The sequence below is a fragment of the Cupriavidus sp. FW305-26 genome, from assembly GCF_058787975.1.
The window spans coordinates 61,267-78,175 of sequence record NZ_JBYTAH010000001.1; the positions used below are offsets into that span (position 1 = coordinate 61,267).

General features: G+C 69.8%; 10 protein-coding genes. 4 read left to right on the forward strand and 6 right to left on the reverse strand.

Going from position 1 to position 16,909, the window contains the following annotated elements; genetic code table 11:
• Positions 1-16: 16 nt before the first annotated feature.
• The 3 genes from uvrA (at position 17) to AC3WQZ_RS00295 (ending at position 7,201) form a co-directional block, all read left to right on the forward strand.
• Positions 17-5,878: an excinuclease ABC subunit UvrA gene (uvrA, locus tag AC3WQZ_RS00285; protein ID WP_492299737.1), complete on the forward strand. Its 5,862-nt coding sequence runs from the start codon at positions 17-19 to the stop codon at positions 5,876-5,878.
• Positions 5,879-5,965: 87 nt separating this feature from the next.
• Positions 5,966-6,316, forward strand: coding sequence for a hypothetical protein (locus tag AC3WQZ_RS00290; RefSeq protein ID WP_010814556.1), 351 nt, complete (start codon positions 5,966-5,968; stop codon positions 6,314-6,316).
• Positions 6,317-6,340: 24 nt separating this feature from the next.
• Positions 6,341-7,201, forward strand: a complete 861-nt coding sequence (locus tag AC3WQZ_RS00295; protein ID WP_492299739.1) for an endonuclease/exonuclease/phosphatase family protein — start codon at positions 6,341-6,343, stop codon at positions 7,199-7,201.
• Positions 7,202-7,304: 103 nt separating this feature from the next.
• Here the strand turns inward: AC3WQZ_RS00295 and AC3WQZ_RS00300 are convergent, their stop codons facing one another.
• Genes AC3WQZ_RS00300 through AC3WQZ_RS00310 form a run of 3 tightly spaced genes read right to left on the reverse strand, consistent with a single transcriptional unit; the run spans position 7,305 to position 8,349 of the window.
• A complete protein-coding gene (locus AC3WQZ_RS00300; RefSeq protein WP_010814554.1) occupies positions 7,305-7,688 on the reverse strand; it encodes a hypothetical protein in 384 nt (127 codons plus the stop codon).
• A gap of 30 nt (positions 7,689-7,718) precedes the next feature.
• Positions 7,719-7,949 (reverse strand): hypothetical protein, encoded by a 231-nt coding sequence (locus AC3WQZ_RS00305; RefSeq protein ID WP_010814553.1) that lies wholly within the window; start codon positions 7,947-7,949, stop codon positions 7,719-7,721.
• A 34-nt stretch (positions 7,950-7,983) separates the two neighbouring features.
• Entirely contained in the window at positions 7,984-8,349 is a 366-nt protein-coding gene (locus AC3WQZ_RS00310; protein WP_010814552.1) for a BON domain-containing protein, read from the reverse strand.
• Positions 8,350-8,766: 417 nt separating this feature from the next.
• Between AC3WQZ_RS00310 and AC3WQZ_RS00315 the strand changes: the two genes are divergently transcribed.
• Positions 8,767-9,402, forward strand: a complete 636-nt coding sequence (locus AC3WQZ_RS00315) for a malto-oligosyltrehalose synthase (RefSeq protein ID WP_492296204.1) — start codon at positions 8,767-8,769, stop codon at positions 9,400-9,402.
• 32 nt (positions 9,403-9,434) lie between these two features.
• On the opposite strand, the gene treY is transcribed toward AC3WQZ_RS00315, so the two are convergent.
• The 3 genes from treY to AC3WQZ_RS00330 all read right to left on the reverse strand — a co-directional run bounded on the left by treY (position 9,435) and on the right by AC3WQZ_RS00330 (position 16,896).
• On the reverse strand, positions 9,435-12,128 hold the full coding sequence (gene treY, locus AC3WQZ_RS00320; RefSeq protein WP_492299740.1) for a malto-oligosyltrehalose synthase: 2,694 nt from the start codon (positions 12,126-12,128) through the stop codon (positions 9,435-9,437).
• Positions 12,128-14,134, reverse strand: a complete 2,007-nt coding sequence (gene treZ, locus AC3WQZ_RS00325; protein ID WP_439669134.1) for a malto-oligosyltrehalose trehalohydrolase — start codon at positions 14,132-14,134, stop codon at positions 12,128-12,130. Before treZ ends, treY begins: the two co-directional genes overlap by 1 nt.
• 218 nt (positions 14,135-14,352) lie before the next feature.
• Positions 14,353-16,896: a glycogen/starch/alpha-glucan phosphorylase gene (locus AC3WQZ_RS00330; RefSeq protein ID WP_492299741.1), complete on the reverse strand. Its 2,544-nt coding sequence runs from the start codon at positions 16,894-16,896 to the stop codon at positions 14,353-14,355.
• Positions 16,897-16,909: the final 13 nt, after the last annotated feature.

Below are 16,909 nucleotides of genomic sequence, written 5' to 3' on the forward strand. Positions count from 1 at the left end.
TTCGAAAAGAGAAATCGTGTCGAGCAAGCAGCTAATCCGCATTCGCGGCGCCCGCCAGCACAACCTCAAGAATGTCGATCTCGACCTGCGCCCCGGCGAGATGACCGTGGTGACCGGGCCGTCCGGCTCGGGCAAGTCCAGCCTGGTGTTCGACACGCTCTATGCCGAAGGCCAGCGCCGCTACGTCGAGACCTTCAGCGCCTACGCCCGCCAGTTCCTGGACCGGATGGACCGGCCCCAGGTGGAGCGCGTGGACGGGGTGCCGCCCGCCATCGCCATCGACCAGACCAACCCGGTGCGCAGCTCGCGTTCGACGGTGGGCACGATGACGGAGCTGAATGACCACCTGAAGCTGCTCTATGCGCGCGCGGCGGAGCTGTTCGACAAGCAGACCGCGCTGCCGGTGCGCCATGACTCGCCCGAAACCATCTACGCCGAGCTGCTGGCGCGCACCGCCGAGGGCCAGCCGCATCACGACGCGCGCCTCGTGGTGACCTTCCCGGTCGAACTGCCCGAGTCCGCCACCGACGAAGAGGTCCAGCAGTGGCTGTCGGTCAGCGGCTATACGCGCGTGCAGGCGCAGCGCGTGGTGCAGTCGCCCACCGGCGCACGCAAGCTGCTCGATGTGGTGGCGGACCGCTTCCGCATCGGCAATGCGGAGAAGGTGCGCGTGGTGGAGGCGATCGAAGCTTCGCTCAAGCGCGGCGGCGGCCGCGTCAATATCTATGTGCTGGCTGACGGCGACGAGGGCCCCGTATGGCGCTTTTCCACCGGCCTGCACAGCCCCGACAGCGACCTGCGCTATGCGGACCCGCAGCCGGCGCTGTTCTCGTTCAACTCCGCCTACGGCGCGTGCGAGACCTGCCGCGGCTTCGGCCGCGTGATCGGTGTCGATCTTGGCCTGGTGATCCCCGACGCGCGCAAGACGCTGCGCGGGGGCGCGATCAAGCCGATGCAGACCCCGGCCTGGAAGGAGTGCCAGGACGACCTGATGCGCTACGCGGGCAAGGCCGGCATTCCGCGCGACACCCCCTGGGCGGAGATGACCGAGGCCGAGCGCCACTGGGTCATCCATGGCTCGCCGGACTGGACCGGCCAGTGGAACAAGCACTGGTACGGCGTGATGCGGTTCTTCAACTACCTGGAGTCGAAGGCGTACAAGATGCACATCCGCGTGCTGCTGTCGAAGTACCGCAGCTACACGCCGTGCGAAGCCTGCGGCGGCGCACGCCTGAAGACCGAGTCGCTGCTGTGGCGCCTGGGCTCGAAGGACAATGCCGACGCCGTGCTGGCGCCGCCACGCCGCTTCCTGCCGCGCGGGGTGGACTGGGACCGCACCCGGCTGGAGGCTTTGCCCGGCCTGACCGTGCATGACCTGATGCTGCTGCCGATCGAGCGCATCCGCCGTTTCTTCGACGAGCTGACCCTGCCCAGCGCGATGCTGGACGATGCCCTCAAGCTGCTGCTGGCCGAGGTGCGCACGCGCCTGAAATACCTGTGCGACGTGGGTTTGGGCTACCTGACGCTGGACCGCCAGAGCCGCACGTTGTCCGGCGGCGAGGTGCAGCGTATCAACCTGACCACGGCGCTGGGCACCTCGCTGGTCAACACCTTGTTCGTGCTGGACGAGCCCAGCATTGGCCTGCACCCGCGCGACCTGAACCGCATTGTCGAGGCCATGCACCGGCTGCGCGATGCGGGCAACACGCTGGTGGTGGTTGAGCACGATCCGTCCGTGATGCTGGCTGCCGACCGACTGATCGACATGGGCCCGGGCCCCGGCGAGCGCGGCGGCAATATCATCTTCGACGGCACGCCGGCGGACATCCGCAATGCCGGCACGCTGACCGGCGAGTACCTGGGCGGGCGCCGCCGCGTGGCCGATGCCTCGCACTGGCAGCGCCGACCGGTGGATGCCAAGCTGCCGCGCATCGTGCTGGAAGGCGCCACCGAGCACAATCTGCAGGACGTCACGGTCGAGATCCCGCTGCAGCGGCTGGTGTGCGTGACCGGCGTGTCGGGTTCGGGCAAGTCCACGCTGCTGCAGGACGTGCTGCATCCGGCCATGGCGCGCCACTTCGGCAAGGCCACCGAGTCGCCGGGCGCGTTCCGCCAGCTGACCGGCGCGGACCTGGTCGACGATGTGGTCTTTGTCGACCAGTCGCCGATCGGCAAGACCGCGCGTTCCAACCCGGCCAGCTACGTGGGCGCGTTCGACGAGATCCGCAAGATCTTCGCCAAGGCGCCGATGGCGCTGCAGCGCAGCTACACCGCGGGCACCTTCAGCTTCAACTCGGGCGACGGGCGTTGCCCGACCTGCGGCGGCTCGGGCTTCGAGCATGTCGAGATGCAGTTCCTGAGCGATGTCTACCTGCGCTGCCCGGATTGCGACGGCACCCGCTATCGCCCCGAAGTGCTGGAAGTGAAGATCGAGCGTGCCGCCCCCGGCCAGCCGCCGCGCTTGCTGAGCATTGCCGACGTGCTGGAGCTGACCGTCAGCGAAGCGGCCGCCTGCTTTGCCGCCGACCCCGCGGTGCTGCGCGTGCTGCAGCCCATCGTCGATGTCGGCCTGGAATACATGAAGCTGGGCCAGCCGGTGCCGACGCTGTCGGGCGGCGAGGCGCAGCGCCTGAAGCTGGCCGGCTTCCTCGCCGAAGCGGTGCAGGCCACGCCGTCGCGGACCCGGCCCAGCGCCATCCCGCGCCGGCTGTTCATGTTCGACGAGCCGACCACGGGCCTGCACTTCGACGATATCGCCAAGCTGATGCGTGCCTTCGGCAAGCTGCTGGACGGCGGCCATTCGCTGATCGTGATCGAGCACAACCTGGACGTGATCCGCGCCGCGGACTGGCTGATCGACCTTGGCCCCGAGGGCGGCGACGCCGGCGGGCGCGTGGTCTGCACCGGCACCCCGGAAGACGTGAAGCGCTGCGCCGAATCGCATACCGGCCAGGCGCTGATCCACTATGACGCGGCGCTCGGCGAAGCCGGCACGCTGGCCGCCGAGCGCGCCGAGATCGAAGGCGTGCCGCTGCAGGCCGCGCTGCAGGCACGGCGCGCGCGCCGCGAGGTCGAGGGCGAGGACGTGGTGCGCATCGTCAATGCGCATGAGCACAACCTGAAGGCGCTCAACGTCGATATTCCGCACGGCAAGTTCAACGTGGTCACCGGTGTGTCCGGATCGGGCAAGTCGACGCTGGCCTTCGACATCCTGTTCCACGAAGGCCAGCGCCGCTACCTGGAGTCGCTCAATGCCTATGCGCGTTCCATCGTGCAGCCGGCGGGCCGGCCCGAGGTGGATGCGGTCTACGGCATCCCGCCGACGGTGGCGATCGAGCAGCGCCTGTCGCGCGGCGGCCGCAAGAGCACGGTGGCGACCACCTCCGAGGTCTGGCACTTCCTGCGCCTGCTGTACGTCAAGCTGGGCATCCAGCATTGCGTGCATGACGGCGCGCCGGTGACCTCGCAGAGCCCGGAGTCGATTGCCGCCCAGCTGCTGCGCGACCATCGCGGCCAGCACGTGGGGCTGCTGGCGCCGCTGGTGGTCAACCGCAAGGGGGTCTATACCGACCTGGCCAAGTGGGCCAAGGCGCGCGGCAATACTCACCTGCGTGTCGATGGCGAATTCCTGCCGGTCGACCCGTGGCCGCGGCTGGACCGCTTCCGCGAGCACACCATCGAGCTGCCGGTGGGCGACCTGGTGGTCTCGCCTGAGAACGAGGCCGAGCTGCGCGCGCTGCTGGCGCAGACGCTTGAGGCCGGCAAGGGCGTGATGCACCTGCTGGCGCCGCTGGACGGCCTGCACCACGCCATGCACAACGGCGGCACCGCGCACGTGGGCGAGGTCAAGGTGTTCTCGACCAAGCGCGCCTGCCCGGTGTGCGGCACCAGCTACCCTGAGCTGGACCCGCGCATGTTCTCGTACAACAGCAAGCACGGCTGGTGCACCACCTGCGTGGGCACCGGGCTGGCACTGACGCGCGAGCAGCGCGCGGCGTTCGACGATACCGTGCTGGTGGAAGACAACCGCGGCCGCGAGCAGAGCCTGCCGTCGGAAGAGCAGGAGCCCGAAGGCGTGGTCGACACGCCGTGCCCGGATTGCCACGGCACGCGCCTGAACCTGGTCGCGCGCGCGGTGACCTTCGACGAGAATGCAATCGTCGACGTAGCGCAGTGGACCGTGTCCGATACCCGCCGCTGGGTCGAGGGCCTGCGCCTCACGGGGCGCGATGCCGAGATCGCCCGCGATGTCATCAGCGAGATCGGCAGCCGCCTGCAGTTCCTGGAGGAAGTGGGGCTGGGCTACCTGAGCCTGGACCGTGCCGCGCCCAGCCTGTCTGGCGGCGAGGCCCAGCGCATCCGCCTGGCCGCGCAGCTGGGCAGCAACCTGCAGGGCGTCTGCTACGTGCTGGACGAGCCCACCATCGGCCTGCATCCGCGCGACAACCAGATCCTGCTGGACGCGCTGCGCAAGCTCGGCGACAAGGGCAATACGCTGGTGGTGGTCGAGCATGATGAAGACACCATCCGCCGTGCCGACCACATCATCGATATCGGCCCCGGTGCGGGCAAGCGCGGCGGCACGCTGGTGGCACAGGGCGGCGTGGCCGACCTGTCGGCGGCGCCGGACTCCACCACCGGGCAGTTCCTGGCGCACCCGATCATCCATCCGCTGCAGGCCAGGCGCAAGGTGAAGCCCGGCGCCGCCGGCAAGCCCGCCGATCCGCCGGAATGGCTGACCGTGCACGGCGCGTCGCTGCATAACCTGCGCAAGGTGACGGCGCGCATTCCGCTGTCGCGGCTGGTGGCCATTACCGGCGTGTCCGGTTCGGGCAAATCCACGCTGGCGCGCGATGTGCTGATGACCAACCTGCTCGATGCGGTGGGCCGCTCGGTGCTGTCGTCGCCGGCGACCCGGCGCGCGCGCAACGCTGCGAAGGATGAGGCCAAGGCAGCCAAGTCGAGCGCCAGGAAGCCGCTCAATGTCGAGCACAACTGGCATGGCTGCGACGCCGTCACCGGCTGGGAATCGATCGACCGCGTGCTGGAGGTGGACCAGACCCCGATCGGCAAGACGCCGCGCTCATGCCCGGCCACCTATATCGGCGTGTGGGACACCATTCGCCGGCTCTTTGCCGATACGCTGGAAGCGCGCGCACGCGGCTACACGGCGTCGCGTTTCTCGTTCAACACCGGCGACGGGCGTTGCCCGGCATGCGAAGGGCAGGGCGTGCGCACCATCGGCATGAGCTTCCTGCCGGATGTGAAGGTGCCGTGCGATGTCTGCCACGGCCAGCGCTTCAACCCCGAGACCCTGGCGGTCACCTGGCGCGGCAAGAATATCGGCGACGTGCTGACGATGGAGATCGACGAGGCGGTGGAGTTCTTCTCGGCCATGTCGAACATCGCCCATCCGCTGCAGCTGATGAAGGACGTGGGCCTGGGCTACCTGACGCTGGGCCAGCCGTCGCCAACGCTGTCCGGCGGCGAGGCGCAGCGCATCAAGCTGGTGACTGAACTGAGCAAGGTGCGCGACGACATCACGCGCCGCGGCCAGAAGGCGCCGCATACGCTGTACGTGCTGGACGAGCCCACCGTGGGCCTGCATATGGCCGACGTGGCGCGCCTGATCCGCGTATTGCACCGGCTGACAGACGGGGGGCACAGCGTGGTGGTGATCGAGCATGACCTCGACGTGATTGCCGAGGCCGACTGGATCATCGACCTTGGCCCCGAAGGCGGTGCGGGCGGGGGCGCCATTGTCGGCGCGGCCGATCCGGAGGCCTTGTCGCGCAATGCGGCCAGCCATACCGGTGCAGCGCTGGTGCCGGTGCTGGCACGGGGCAATGCCGGGGCAGGCAAGGTGAGCATCGCCTGAGGGATTGGCGCAGCGAAGGGCGTACGGGCACGCCTTTCGCTTGACCATGGCTACTGGCGTGCACATCGCGCGCAACCGGAGGTAACCATGAAGCATATCCGTCCCAGCCGAATCCTTGCGGCCGTGGCCCTGGCCGCTGCCGCAATCCCCGCCCTGGCGCAGGCGCCGGGCACGCCGCGCGGCACCTATGACCCGTATTCGCAAGGCGCGCGCAGCACCGACAAGTTCGACCCGTACACCCAGGGCGCCAACGCCCCCACCCGGACCGACCTGGCACCCGCGCCAGAGGCCCAGCCTTCGACCGTGCCGGCGCAGCCTGGCGTGCCTGGCACGACCATGCAGCGCGCCCCGGATCCATACACGGAGGGCGCACGTTGGGAAAGCCCAGACCTCGGCCGCCGCATCGGCAAGCCGAACCCGTTCCTGGATGGCGCCTGAGCATAGCGGCCAGCGCTGCCGGCCATGCGAATGCAACCGGACTTACCGCCTCTTGTAAATCCTGCCCAGGCGCGTGACCCTGGCGACACGCCTGCGGTCGCCAGCGCGCGGGCAGGGCTGCACTGCGCGGCGGACGTGGCCGGCATCGCCAGCATGACGGTGGTCAGCTACAACATCCACCGCGCCGTGGGCACGGACCGCCGCTATCGGCCTGACCGCATCGCAGCGGTGCTGGAGGAACTGGACGCCGATATCGTCGCGCTGCAGGAAGTGGAATCCGGCAGCAGCAACGACCATACCCTGGAATACCTGGCCGGCCATACCGGCATGCACGTGGTCTCTGGATTTACGCGCGTGCGCGGCAATGCCGACTATGGCAATGCGCTGCTGGCGCGCTTTGCGCCGCAGGCGGTGAACCAGATCGACCTGACGGTGAAGGGCTGCGAGCCGCGCGGTGCCATCGATGTCACGCTGGCGTGCACGGCCTCGGGCTGGGAGAGCGCGCTGCGCGTGATTGCCACCCACCTGGGCCTGCGCCCCGGTGAGCGCCGGCGCCAGGTGCAGCAGTTGCTCAACTACGTGGCCGCCGCACCGCCGTTGCCGACCATCCTGCTCGGTGACGTCAATGAATGGTTCCTGTGGGGCCGGCCATTGCGCTGGCTGCATGCGTATTTCGAGCATGCGCCGCACACCGCCACCTTCCCGTCGCGCTGGCCGGTGTTTGCCCTCGATCGCATCTGGGTGTCGCCGCGCGCGCACCTGGTGTCGGTGGCCAGCCACCGTTCGCCGCTGGCGCGCGTCGCCTCCGACCACCTGCCGCTGCTGGCTCGCTTTGAGGTGCCCGCAGCGCCGCAGTATGACGGTGGAGACCTCAGTACGACATAGCGGTGGCTTTGATGAGCGTCCCGGCCGGATCAAGACGGGGATTCCGGGCGCACCGGGGCCCCCGTTCGTCTCGCCGCACGGATACGTCCTTGCCGGGCGCTAGCTAACGCGGTGCGCGGGGTGGGCGTTCCTCGCGCTCATCGGTGTGGTCGGCTTTGTCGACCGGCACTTCGGCCGGCAGGTCTTCGGCGGCATGCATCACTTCATCGGCGATCTCTTCCTCCGGGCTTTCCTCATCCTGCGCGGTGTGGGCCTCGTTCTCGCGTTGCTCGATTTCTTCGTCGATATCGTCGGTTTCCTGTTCGAGATCGGGGTCGAGCGTGCTCGGGATATGGCCCGCGTCGGCGCGCGCGGCACCGGACGCGGTGTTCTCGCGCGAACGGCGGCCGGCGGAAGCCTGCGCGCCTTCGCGCGGCGCGGGCGCGGTGCCGCCCACACGGTCACCGTGGCGTGGGCCGATACGGTGGGTACGTACGGTCTTGCTCATCGTGCCTCCTGTTCGGTTGGCTCGGCGGATTCAGTGGTTCTCCACTGGCGCTTCGCTGTCATCGGGCCTGTCGCCGCGGCGCCTGACTGAAGGCGGCTCGGTGTTCTCGTCCGGGATGTCATGCTCGCGCTCGACATCGTGGCGGCGGTCGCGCCCGGGCTTGCCCCGTTCATGTTCGGTGTCGGGGCCGCCCTTGTGCGGGTCGGGACGCTCGCTGCGGCGTCGCGTGGTGTCATGGTCGGGCTGGCGATGGGTGCTCATGGCGTCTCCACGGAGGTTGGCATGGCGCTGCCGGTCAGTCGGTGCCGGCGCGCAGCTCGTCGGATACGGCGCTCACACCGCGCACCGAACGAGCCAGTTCCATTGCCATCGTACGCTGTTTATCGTCGCGCACGGTGCCTTCCAGCTTGACCACGCCGTCAGTGGTGGATACGCGGATCCTGGCGGGGTCCAGCGTGCGCGCGTTGGCCAGGCGGGCCTGGACTTCGGCAGTGATGGCGCGGTCGCTGGCGGCTGCGGTGTCGCGCGGCGCGGCCGTGCGGCCCGTTGATGACGGCGCCGCCGGCGCATCGGTCGGGGCGGCCGCAACGGCCTGGGAGGCGGCCATCGCCAGCACCGCCAGAGGCAGCGCCAGGCGGGCGATGCGGAAGCGTGGTGTCATGACGATCCTCCTGTACTTGGCAGCGGGCAGGGCGATTCCTGCTCCGCATCTGCCTTTGACCTGCAAGCTCCGTTCCCGGCGCCGGCGCCGGCGCCGCCGGTGCGGAGCTGGGTCCTGTGCGGCTTGCGACGCTGCCGGTTCGGCGCACACGGCGTAGTTTTTACAGCCGCGGCAGAAACTGCATGTGCAGCCTGCCAGCGCCCGCGCGGCATGACCGGCGCGATGCTTGCGCCGTCGTGTGATTGCGTGCCGTCGTGTCTATAGTGGAGGAAATGCTGGCAAAAACTGGCGAGCGGCAAGTGCCGGCGAGCACAGCCCGCAACGCCGGCCCCATGCCGCGGCGGCCCCCTGTGCGCCGCGTGCCGCCGGGCCCGACAGCGCAGCCGGGGGGAGCGGCTCATCCGTTGCGAGGTAGTCATGAACCTAGCCAGCATCCTGTCCACCGTCGTCCTGGCCTCGTCCGTCTCGGTGTCTTCGGCGCCGGTGGAGCGCCAGCTGCTTGCGATGACGCCCACGGACTTCGCCCAGCGCTTCAATGCCGTGGCCCACGACACCGGCTCCGGCCTGGCCCTGCCCAGCTTCAAGGTCAAGCCGGGCTGGCACCGCGCCGCGCCCAGCTCGGGGGTGTCGGTGCTGGTGCGCGCCAGCCGCTCGGGCTACGCCATCGATGAGGTGGTGGTGGTGTGCCGCGAGGTCGAGCGCTGCTTCCTGACCATCTGCACGGCCGCGCTTGCGATTGACGACAGCGTCAACCCGCTGCTGCTGCAGCGCTTTATCGTGGCGCGCATCGCGACCGAGCTCGGTGAGGTCGGCCTGGTGATGTCGGGCCTGGCGTATATCGTCGTCACGCCCAAGGAGGACGATTACGTTGCCGTCGTGATCCGGCCCTACCTGCCGCAGGAACGCGGCGCTTCGCCCGGCCAGGCGAGGCGTGGGCCGCACGACGGCGCGCAGCCGCCGCAGCACGGCCAGGCGGTGCCGCATGGCACGCCACGCCATCACCACGGCCCGCTGACGCCGATCGTGTTGCACACGGCAGTGCAGAAGTCCTGAGGCCGCGAGCGTTCGCGCTGCCCCTGGGCCGCTTACGGCTGGCGCAGCAGCAGCGCCACCGGCAAGCCGCCCAGCACCTCGCGCAGGCGCAGCCGGCCCATGGGTGCGTCCAGCACGTGGCCGGTCAGCGCATCGGTCCAGCGGCTCGGCTGCGGCGCGCCCACGTTCAGGGCGGTGTCGCCCCAGCCCGCGGGCGGGATGCGCGGCATGGTCGGGTCGACCTGCGTGGCCACCAGCCGCGTCACCACGGTGATGGCCTGGTGCGCATCCGCGGTGCGGGCAAAGGCCAGCACCTGCGGCACCAGCGCGCCTTGCGCCGCCAGCATGCTGTATTGCCCGTCGGCAAAGAGCCGGGGATGGGCGTGGCGTACTGCCAGCACCTGGCGTATCAGCTGCTGCTTGATGCGCCCGTCGCGCCAGTGCGCCAGCCAGTGGGCCCAGCCAGCGCTGCAGCCCAGGCGCGCGCGCAGTTGCGCAAAATCGGGCGGGCGCCGGTTGTCGGGGTCTACCAGGCTCAGGTCCCAGCCTTCGCATCCCTGGTAGCGGTCGGGGACGCCTGGTGCGGTCAGCTGGACCAGCACCTGTGCCAGGCTGTTGACGGCGCCTGCCACGGCAATGTGCTGCGCAAACTGGCCGATATGCGCCAGCACACCCGATGGCCAGTCCGCCGCGATGGCGCGCAGGAAGCCCTCGCACGCGGCTTCGTAGGCTGCGTCGGGGCAGGTCCAGTTGCCGTGGCGCTTGGCTTCGCGGATGGCCTTGAGCTGCCACGCGGACACGCGCTCCAGGAAGGCCTCGACGGTGTTGCTGCCTGCAGGCTTGCCGATGTCCTCCATCGGCCACGCGCCGACCAGGGTCTGGTACAGCATCAGGCGGTCGCCGGGGTCCGGGGCCTGCGGCAGCGTCGACAGCAGCGGTGTGCAGGCGCGTTCCCATGCCGCCACGGCCTCGGCCCAGGCAGCGGGCATCTCGCTCAGCACGGCCAGGCGCATGCGTGTGTCCTCGCCGCGCTTGTGGTCGTGGGTCGCAGTGGCCAGCATGGCATGAGGACAGGCCATGCGCCGCGCCGCCATGCGCGCGTGGAACTGCGCCGGCGGCAGCGCCAGCGTGCCGGGGTCGCTGCCTACCTCGTTGCGCGACAGCAGCCGCCCGTAGCGGTAGAACGCGGTGTCTTCGCCGGCCTTGGCTGCCAGGGCGGGCATCAGTTGCTGCAGGCGGCGGCGCAGCACGCCGGTTTCGCTGTCGGGCGGGGCTGGCGTGCGCAGGCAGCCGCCGATAAAGGCCAGTGCCACGGCCTCGTCCGGGGCGAGGTCGGCGCGTGCCGCCTGCATGGCCTGGTCCAGCATGGCATGGTCGGCCTGTGCGGCAGAGGCGTCGCGTGCGCCGGGTTGCGCGTCAAAGTAGCTGCGGTAGACGGGCACCGCCGCCATCAGCGCGGCCAGCGCGCGCCGCAGCGCCGCGCGTGTCAGGTCACGCGTGCCGGGCTCCTGCTTCGCGCAGTCGTGCAGGCAGGCGGCGGCGCCTTCGTACTCGGTTACCAGGTGCCGCTCCAGCACCTGGCGCCGTGCCGCCGCGACATGGGCGGCATACGAGCGCGCATCGCCGCTGGCCGAAGTCCACAGCGCGCCCAGCGGCGCCTCGCCGTTGCCGTCGTGCAGCACGGCGGCAACCTCGTCCATGAAGTCGTAGCCCGTGGTGCCATCCACCTGCCAGTCCGGCGCCAGCCGTTCGCGCGGGCCCAGGATCTTCTCGACCACCAGCCACGGGTGCGCCAGCCGCAGCAACGGCGGGCGCGCGGCGGCGTGCCGGTCCAGTTCGGCGCGCAGCCGGCGGCAGTAGCCGGCAGGATCGGCCAGGCCGTCGACATGATCGACACGCACGCCGTCGATCCAGCCTTCGCGCAGCAGGCGGAAGACCAGCGCGTGGACGGCGTCGAATACCTGCGGGTCTTCCTCGCGCACGCCGACGAGATCGCTGATCTCGAAAAAGCGCCGCCAGTTCAGTGCCGCGGCGGCGGTGCGCCACCAGGTTAGCCGGTAGTGCTGGCGCTCCAGCAGTGCGTGCAGCCGGGTGCGGCCTTCGGCCTGCGTGGGGTCGTACCAGCCGGGCTGGGTTGCGGCGGCGGCATCCACGCTGCCCGGCGCCAGCGGCAGCGAGTGCTCGAAGTAGCGCAGGTGGGCGGCATCGTCTGCGCTTGCAGGCACCCATTGCAGCTCGCCCGCCACCAGCGTGTCCCAGTAGGACTGGCCCAGTATCGGCAGCAGCACCTTGCCATGCAGGGCGGGGTCGCGCGGGGTCCAGTCGATGTCGAAGCTGGCGGCGCAGCGGCTGGCGCGTCCGTGGGTCAGCACGTCGCGCCACCAGTGGTTGTGGGTGGGGTCGGCCGCCATGTGGTTGGGCACGATGTCCAGCACCAGGCCGAGGCCGGCGGCGCGGGCGCGCCCGGCCAGCGCTTTCAGGCCGGGCTCGCCGCCCAGCTCGTCGCGCACGCGGGTGAAGTCGGTGACATCGTAGCCATGGGTGGAGGCGGGGCGCGCGCTGCACACAGGCGACAGGTACAGGTGGCTGACGCCGAGCGCGGCGTAGTAGTCGACCACGGCAGCAGCATCGGCAAAGGTAAAGCCCGGGTGCAGCTGCAGCCGCGCGGTGGCGCGGGGCAGGTCATGGTCGCCGCCATCGCCATCGCCATGGCTGCCTGGCAGGGATTCCGGCAAGCCGGCGGGCATTATCTGGCGCGCGCCGCTGCGGGCTCGCACATGGTGGCGACGCAGGCCAGCGGCGGCAGCATGCCCGCGGACAGCTCGGCCGCGGCGCCGGGCAGGCTTTCATGCAGCGCCGCGCTCATGTCGTGGCATGGCCGCATGCATGGCACGGCTTCGCTGCCCAGGTTCAGCCACAGGCTCAGCTCCATGCCGTCCATCAGCCGCCAGCGTGCGCACAGCGCGGCCGGCCCCAGGATATCGACGCCGGCCGACTGGCAGCCGGCCAGCCGGTCCAGCAGTTCACGGCGGCGCACCGCGAGCAGCTCGTGGTAGTACGGAGTCCAGTCGCCGTCGTCTTCCAGCTCGGGGCGCGATGCCTCGAAGGTGGCCGGGTCGTTGGGATCGGGGATGGCCGCGGCGCGCGTATCGTCGCGGAATGCCGTGGAAGCCGCAAACTCGCGGCGCCGGCCGTCGCGCACGGCCTGCGCCAGTTCGGGCGGGTGGCTGGTGAAGTAGAGGAAGGGCCGCTGCGTGCCGGTTTCCTCGCCCATGAACACCAGCGGCACCTGCGGGCACAGCAGCTGCAGCGCCACCGCCGCGCGCAGCGCATTGCGGTCCGCCAGGCCGGCCAGCCGGTCGCCCAGTGCGCGGTTGCCGGTCTGGTCGTGGTTCTGCAGGAAGCAGACGAAGGCCGTGGGCGGCAGGTGCGCGCTGGGCTGGCCGCGGCGCACGCTGTCCGCGCTTGACGGCACGCCCGGCGCGGCGGCGGAGCGGTGCGCCGACAACTCGCCCTGGTAGGCAAAGCCTTCGCCCAGCACGCGCGCAAGGTGGCGCAGCGCGGGCTCGCCGCGCCCCGCGGACGCATCCTCGCCCTCATCGGCGCAGCGGGTGTAGTCGCAGTAATAGCCGTCGCCCTCGCCGGTCAGCAGCACGTGCAGGGCATGGTGGGCGTCATCGTTCCACTGTGCGTCGTAGCCCTTGGCCAGCAGTTCGGCATCGTTGTTGTCGTTTTCCAGCACCAGGTGGAGATGGCGGCTGGCGCCGTCGCCTTCGGCCAGCATGGTGCGCAGCTCGCCGGGCAGCGCCGCCAGCCAGCCTTCGTCCTCGATCGCGTGCACGGCGTCCAGGCGCAGGCCGTCGAAGCGGAACTGCTCCAGCCAGTAGCGCGCGTTCTCGGTGAAAAAGCGCCGCACCTGCGGCCGGCGGAAATCGATGGCCGGCCCCCACGGGGTCTGCCGGTCCGCGCGGAAGAACGCGCTGGCGTAGCGGTGCAGGTAGTTGCCCTCCGGCCCGAAGTGGTTGTAGACCACGTCCAGCAGCACCATCATGCCGAGCTGGTGGGCGCGGTCCACCAGCGCGCGCAGTTCGTCCGGGGTGCCGTAGGCGGACTCCGGCGCGAACGGCAGCACGCCGTCATAGCCCCAGTTGCGCGTGCCGGGGAACTCCGCCACCGGCATCAGCTCGACCGCGGTGAAGCCCAGCGCCGCCAGCCGCGGCAGCTGCTGCGCCGCGCCGGCAAAGCCGCCGCACAGGCCCACGTGCAACTCATAGACGATGGCTTCATGCCAGGGGCGCCCGCGCCAGTCCGGACACGCCCACGCAAAGGCGCCGGCGGCGTCGGGCGCGGGCACGATGCTGGGCCCGTGCACATCGTCGGCCTGGCAGCGCGAGGCCGGGTCGGGCACGGTGGTGCCGTCGTCAAGCCGGAACCAGTAGCGTGCCCCATTGCAGCACGGAACGATGGCCTCGAACCAGCCGTTGGCGCCGGCCGCCATGCGCACCGGACCGAGCCCGGCGATCTCCAGCCGTACCGCCTGGCCTTGCTCGGCTGCGTCCGGGGCCCACAGGCGGAACCGCACGCGGCCGTCCGGCAACCAGGCCGGCCCGAACAGGTAGTCGTGCGCATTGTCGTCGTTGCCGGGCAGGCCCAGCGGCCCGGCGGCAGTGGGCGCTGCAAAGCAGTCGTGCGGGGCCAGGCTGGGCATGGCGGAGCGGGCGCCGGGGGCGAGCAGAAACGGGTTGGCGTGCAAATTCGGCTCCTGGCTTTGGGACGGCCGTGGGGAATGCCAAGGGAGAGCCGGCCGGATGGCCGGTCTTGGCACAATGCGAACTCCATGCCCGCAGGACAACGCTTGGCGAGGCCGCGGGCTGGCGGGGGCAAGCGCCAGCGCGGGCTTTGTTACATGGGCCATTGTAGAAACTACCTGCGCGATGCGGACGTGCGCTAGCCCACGCCCGCAGTGCCGCCTTAGGCGGCGCGCGGGGCGTGCGCCGGAGATTCAACCTGCCAGGGCGCACCGCTGGCGCGGTGCAGCAGCCGCACCGGCACCGGCTCGATGTGCCAGATGCGCTCGCAATACTCGCGGATCGCCCGGTCCGAGGAAAAGCGCCCGGAGCGCGCGCACGACAGCACCGACATGCGTTGCCAGCGCGCCGGCTCGGCAAAGGCCTGGGAGACTTTCTCCTGGCACTCGATGTATGAGGCGAAGTCGGCCATCAGCAGGTAGGGGTCGTGCCTCTGCTGCGGGTCAAACAGCGGACGGAACAGCGCCGGGTCGCCGCGCGAGAAGAAGCCTTGCTGGACCAGGTCGATCACCGCGCGCAACTGCGGGTTGCCGTGGTAGTAGGCGGCAGGGTCGTAGCCGCTTGCACGCAGCGCATAGACCTCAGGCGCGGTCAGGCCGAACGGGAAGAAGTTGTCGTTGCCCACGGCTTCGCGCAGCTCGATGTTGGCGCCGTCCATGGTGCCGATATTGAGCGCGCCATTCATCGCGAACTTCATGTTGCCGGTGCCGGACGCTTCCTTGCCCGCCAGCGAGATCTGCTCGGCCAGGTCGGCCGCCGGGTAGATGCGCTGCCCGTAGGTGACATTGAAGTTGGGCAGGAACACAACCTTGAGCCGGTCGCGCACCTGCGGGTCGCGGTTGACCACGTCGGCCACCGAGGTGATGAAGCGGATCATCAGCTTGGCATAGGCGTAGCCCGGCGCCGCCTTGCCGCCGAACAGGAAGGTGCGCGGCTGGATCTCGGTGCCGGGGTCGGACTTGATGCGGTGGTACAGCGCGATCACATGCAGCACCGCCAGGTGCTGGCGCTTGTATTCGTGGATGCGCTTGACCATCACATCGAACATGGAGGACGGGTCCACCACTACGCCGGTGGTTTCGCGGACCAGCTCGGCCAGCGCCACCTTGTTCTGGTGCCGCGCGGCCTGCCATTGTTCGCGAAAGCCCGCGTCCTCGGCATACGGCTCGAGCGCGCGGAGCTGCGCCAGGTCGGAGATCCAGCCGTCGCCGATCGCCTCCGACACCAGCCGCGTCAGGCGCGGGTTGGACAGCGCCAGCCAGCGCCGCGGCGTCACGCCATTGGTGATGCTGGTGAACTTCTCCGGCCACATCTCGTAGAAATCCTTGAGCACGTCCTCGCGCATCAGCCGTGAGTGCAGCTCGGCCACACCGTTGATGGCGTGGCTGCCCACACACGCCAGGTTGGCCATGCGCACCTGCCGTTCGCCGTACTCATTGATCAGCGACAGCCGCGCCAGGCGCGATTCGTCGCCGTAGAAGCGGATCCGCACCTCGTCCAGCAAGCGCGCGTTGATTTCCAGGATGATCTCGAGATGGCGCGGCAGCACCCGGGCAAACAGCGGCAGCGGCCACTGCTCCAGCGCCTCGGGCAGCAGCGTGTGGTTGGTGTAGGCAAAGGCATTCTGCGTGATGTGCCAGGCCTCGTTCCAGGGCAGGTCATGGTCGTCGACCAGCAGCCGCATCAGCTCGGCAATGCCCACGGCCGGGTGGGTGTCGTTCAGCTGCACCGCGAACTTCTCGTGGAAGCGCGTCACCGGGATGCCGTCGACGGCGAGCAGCCGCAGCATGTCTTGCAGCGAACAGGCGACGAAGAAGTATTGCTGCTCGAGCCGCAGCTCCTTGCCCTGGCTGGTCTCGTCGTTGGGGTAGAGGACCTTGGTCAGGTTCTCGGAAGTGACCTTCTTGCTGACCGCGCCCAGGTAGTCGCCGCGGTTGAAGGTATGGAAGTCGAACGCCTCGGTGGCGTCCGCGCGCCACAGCCGCAGGGTGTTCACGGTATTGACGCGATAGCCCAGGATCGGCGAGTCGAACGGCACACCCACCACGGTCTTGGCCGGCACCCAGCGTACGCGGTAGTGGCCGCGGTCGTCGGTGTAGTGCTCGGTGTGCCCGCCCAGGCGCACCTGCACGGCCCACTCTGAGCGCTGGATCTCCCAGGGGTTGCCGTTGCGCAGCCAGGTATCGGTGGATTCCACCTGCATGCCGTCGATGATGGTCTGCTGGAAGATGCCGTACTCGTAGCGGATGCCATAGCCGAGCGCGGGGATTTCCAGCGTCGCCAGCGAATCCATGAAGCAGGCCGCGAGCCGGCCCAGGCCGCCATTTCCCAGCCCCGGCTCGACCTCTTGCTCCAGGATGCGGTCTAGATCCAGCCCGGCAGCGGCCATGGCCTCGCGCACCTCGTCGAAGATGCCCAGGTTGATCAGGTTGTTGCCCAGGTGCGGGCCCATCAGGAATTCCGCCGACAGGTAGGCGACGGTGCGCGAGGGCTGGCCCAGGTAGGCCTCGGCGGTGCTGATCCAGCGCTGCACCAGGCGGTCGCGCACGGTATGCGCCGCTGCCTGGTAGAGATCGTTCTGGCTGGCGTGGCCGGGCAGCTTGCCCTGGGTATGGAAGACGTGGTCGAGGAAGGCCCGGCGCAGGCTGGCGCCGGACAGGGCGGTACGGGTGTCATCGGCATGCTCGGGCCGGACAGATTCCTTCATGGCGAGGCTCCTG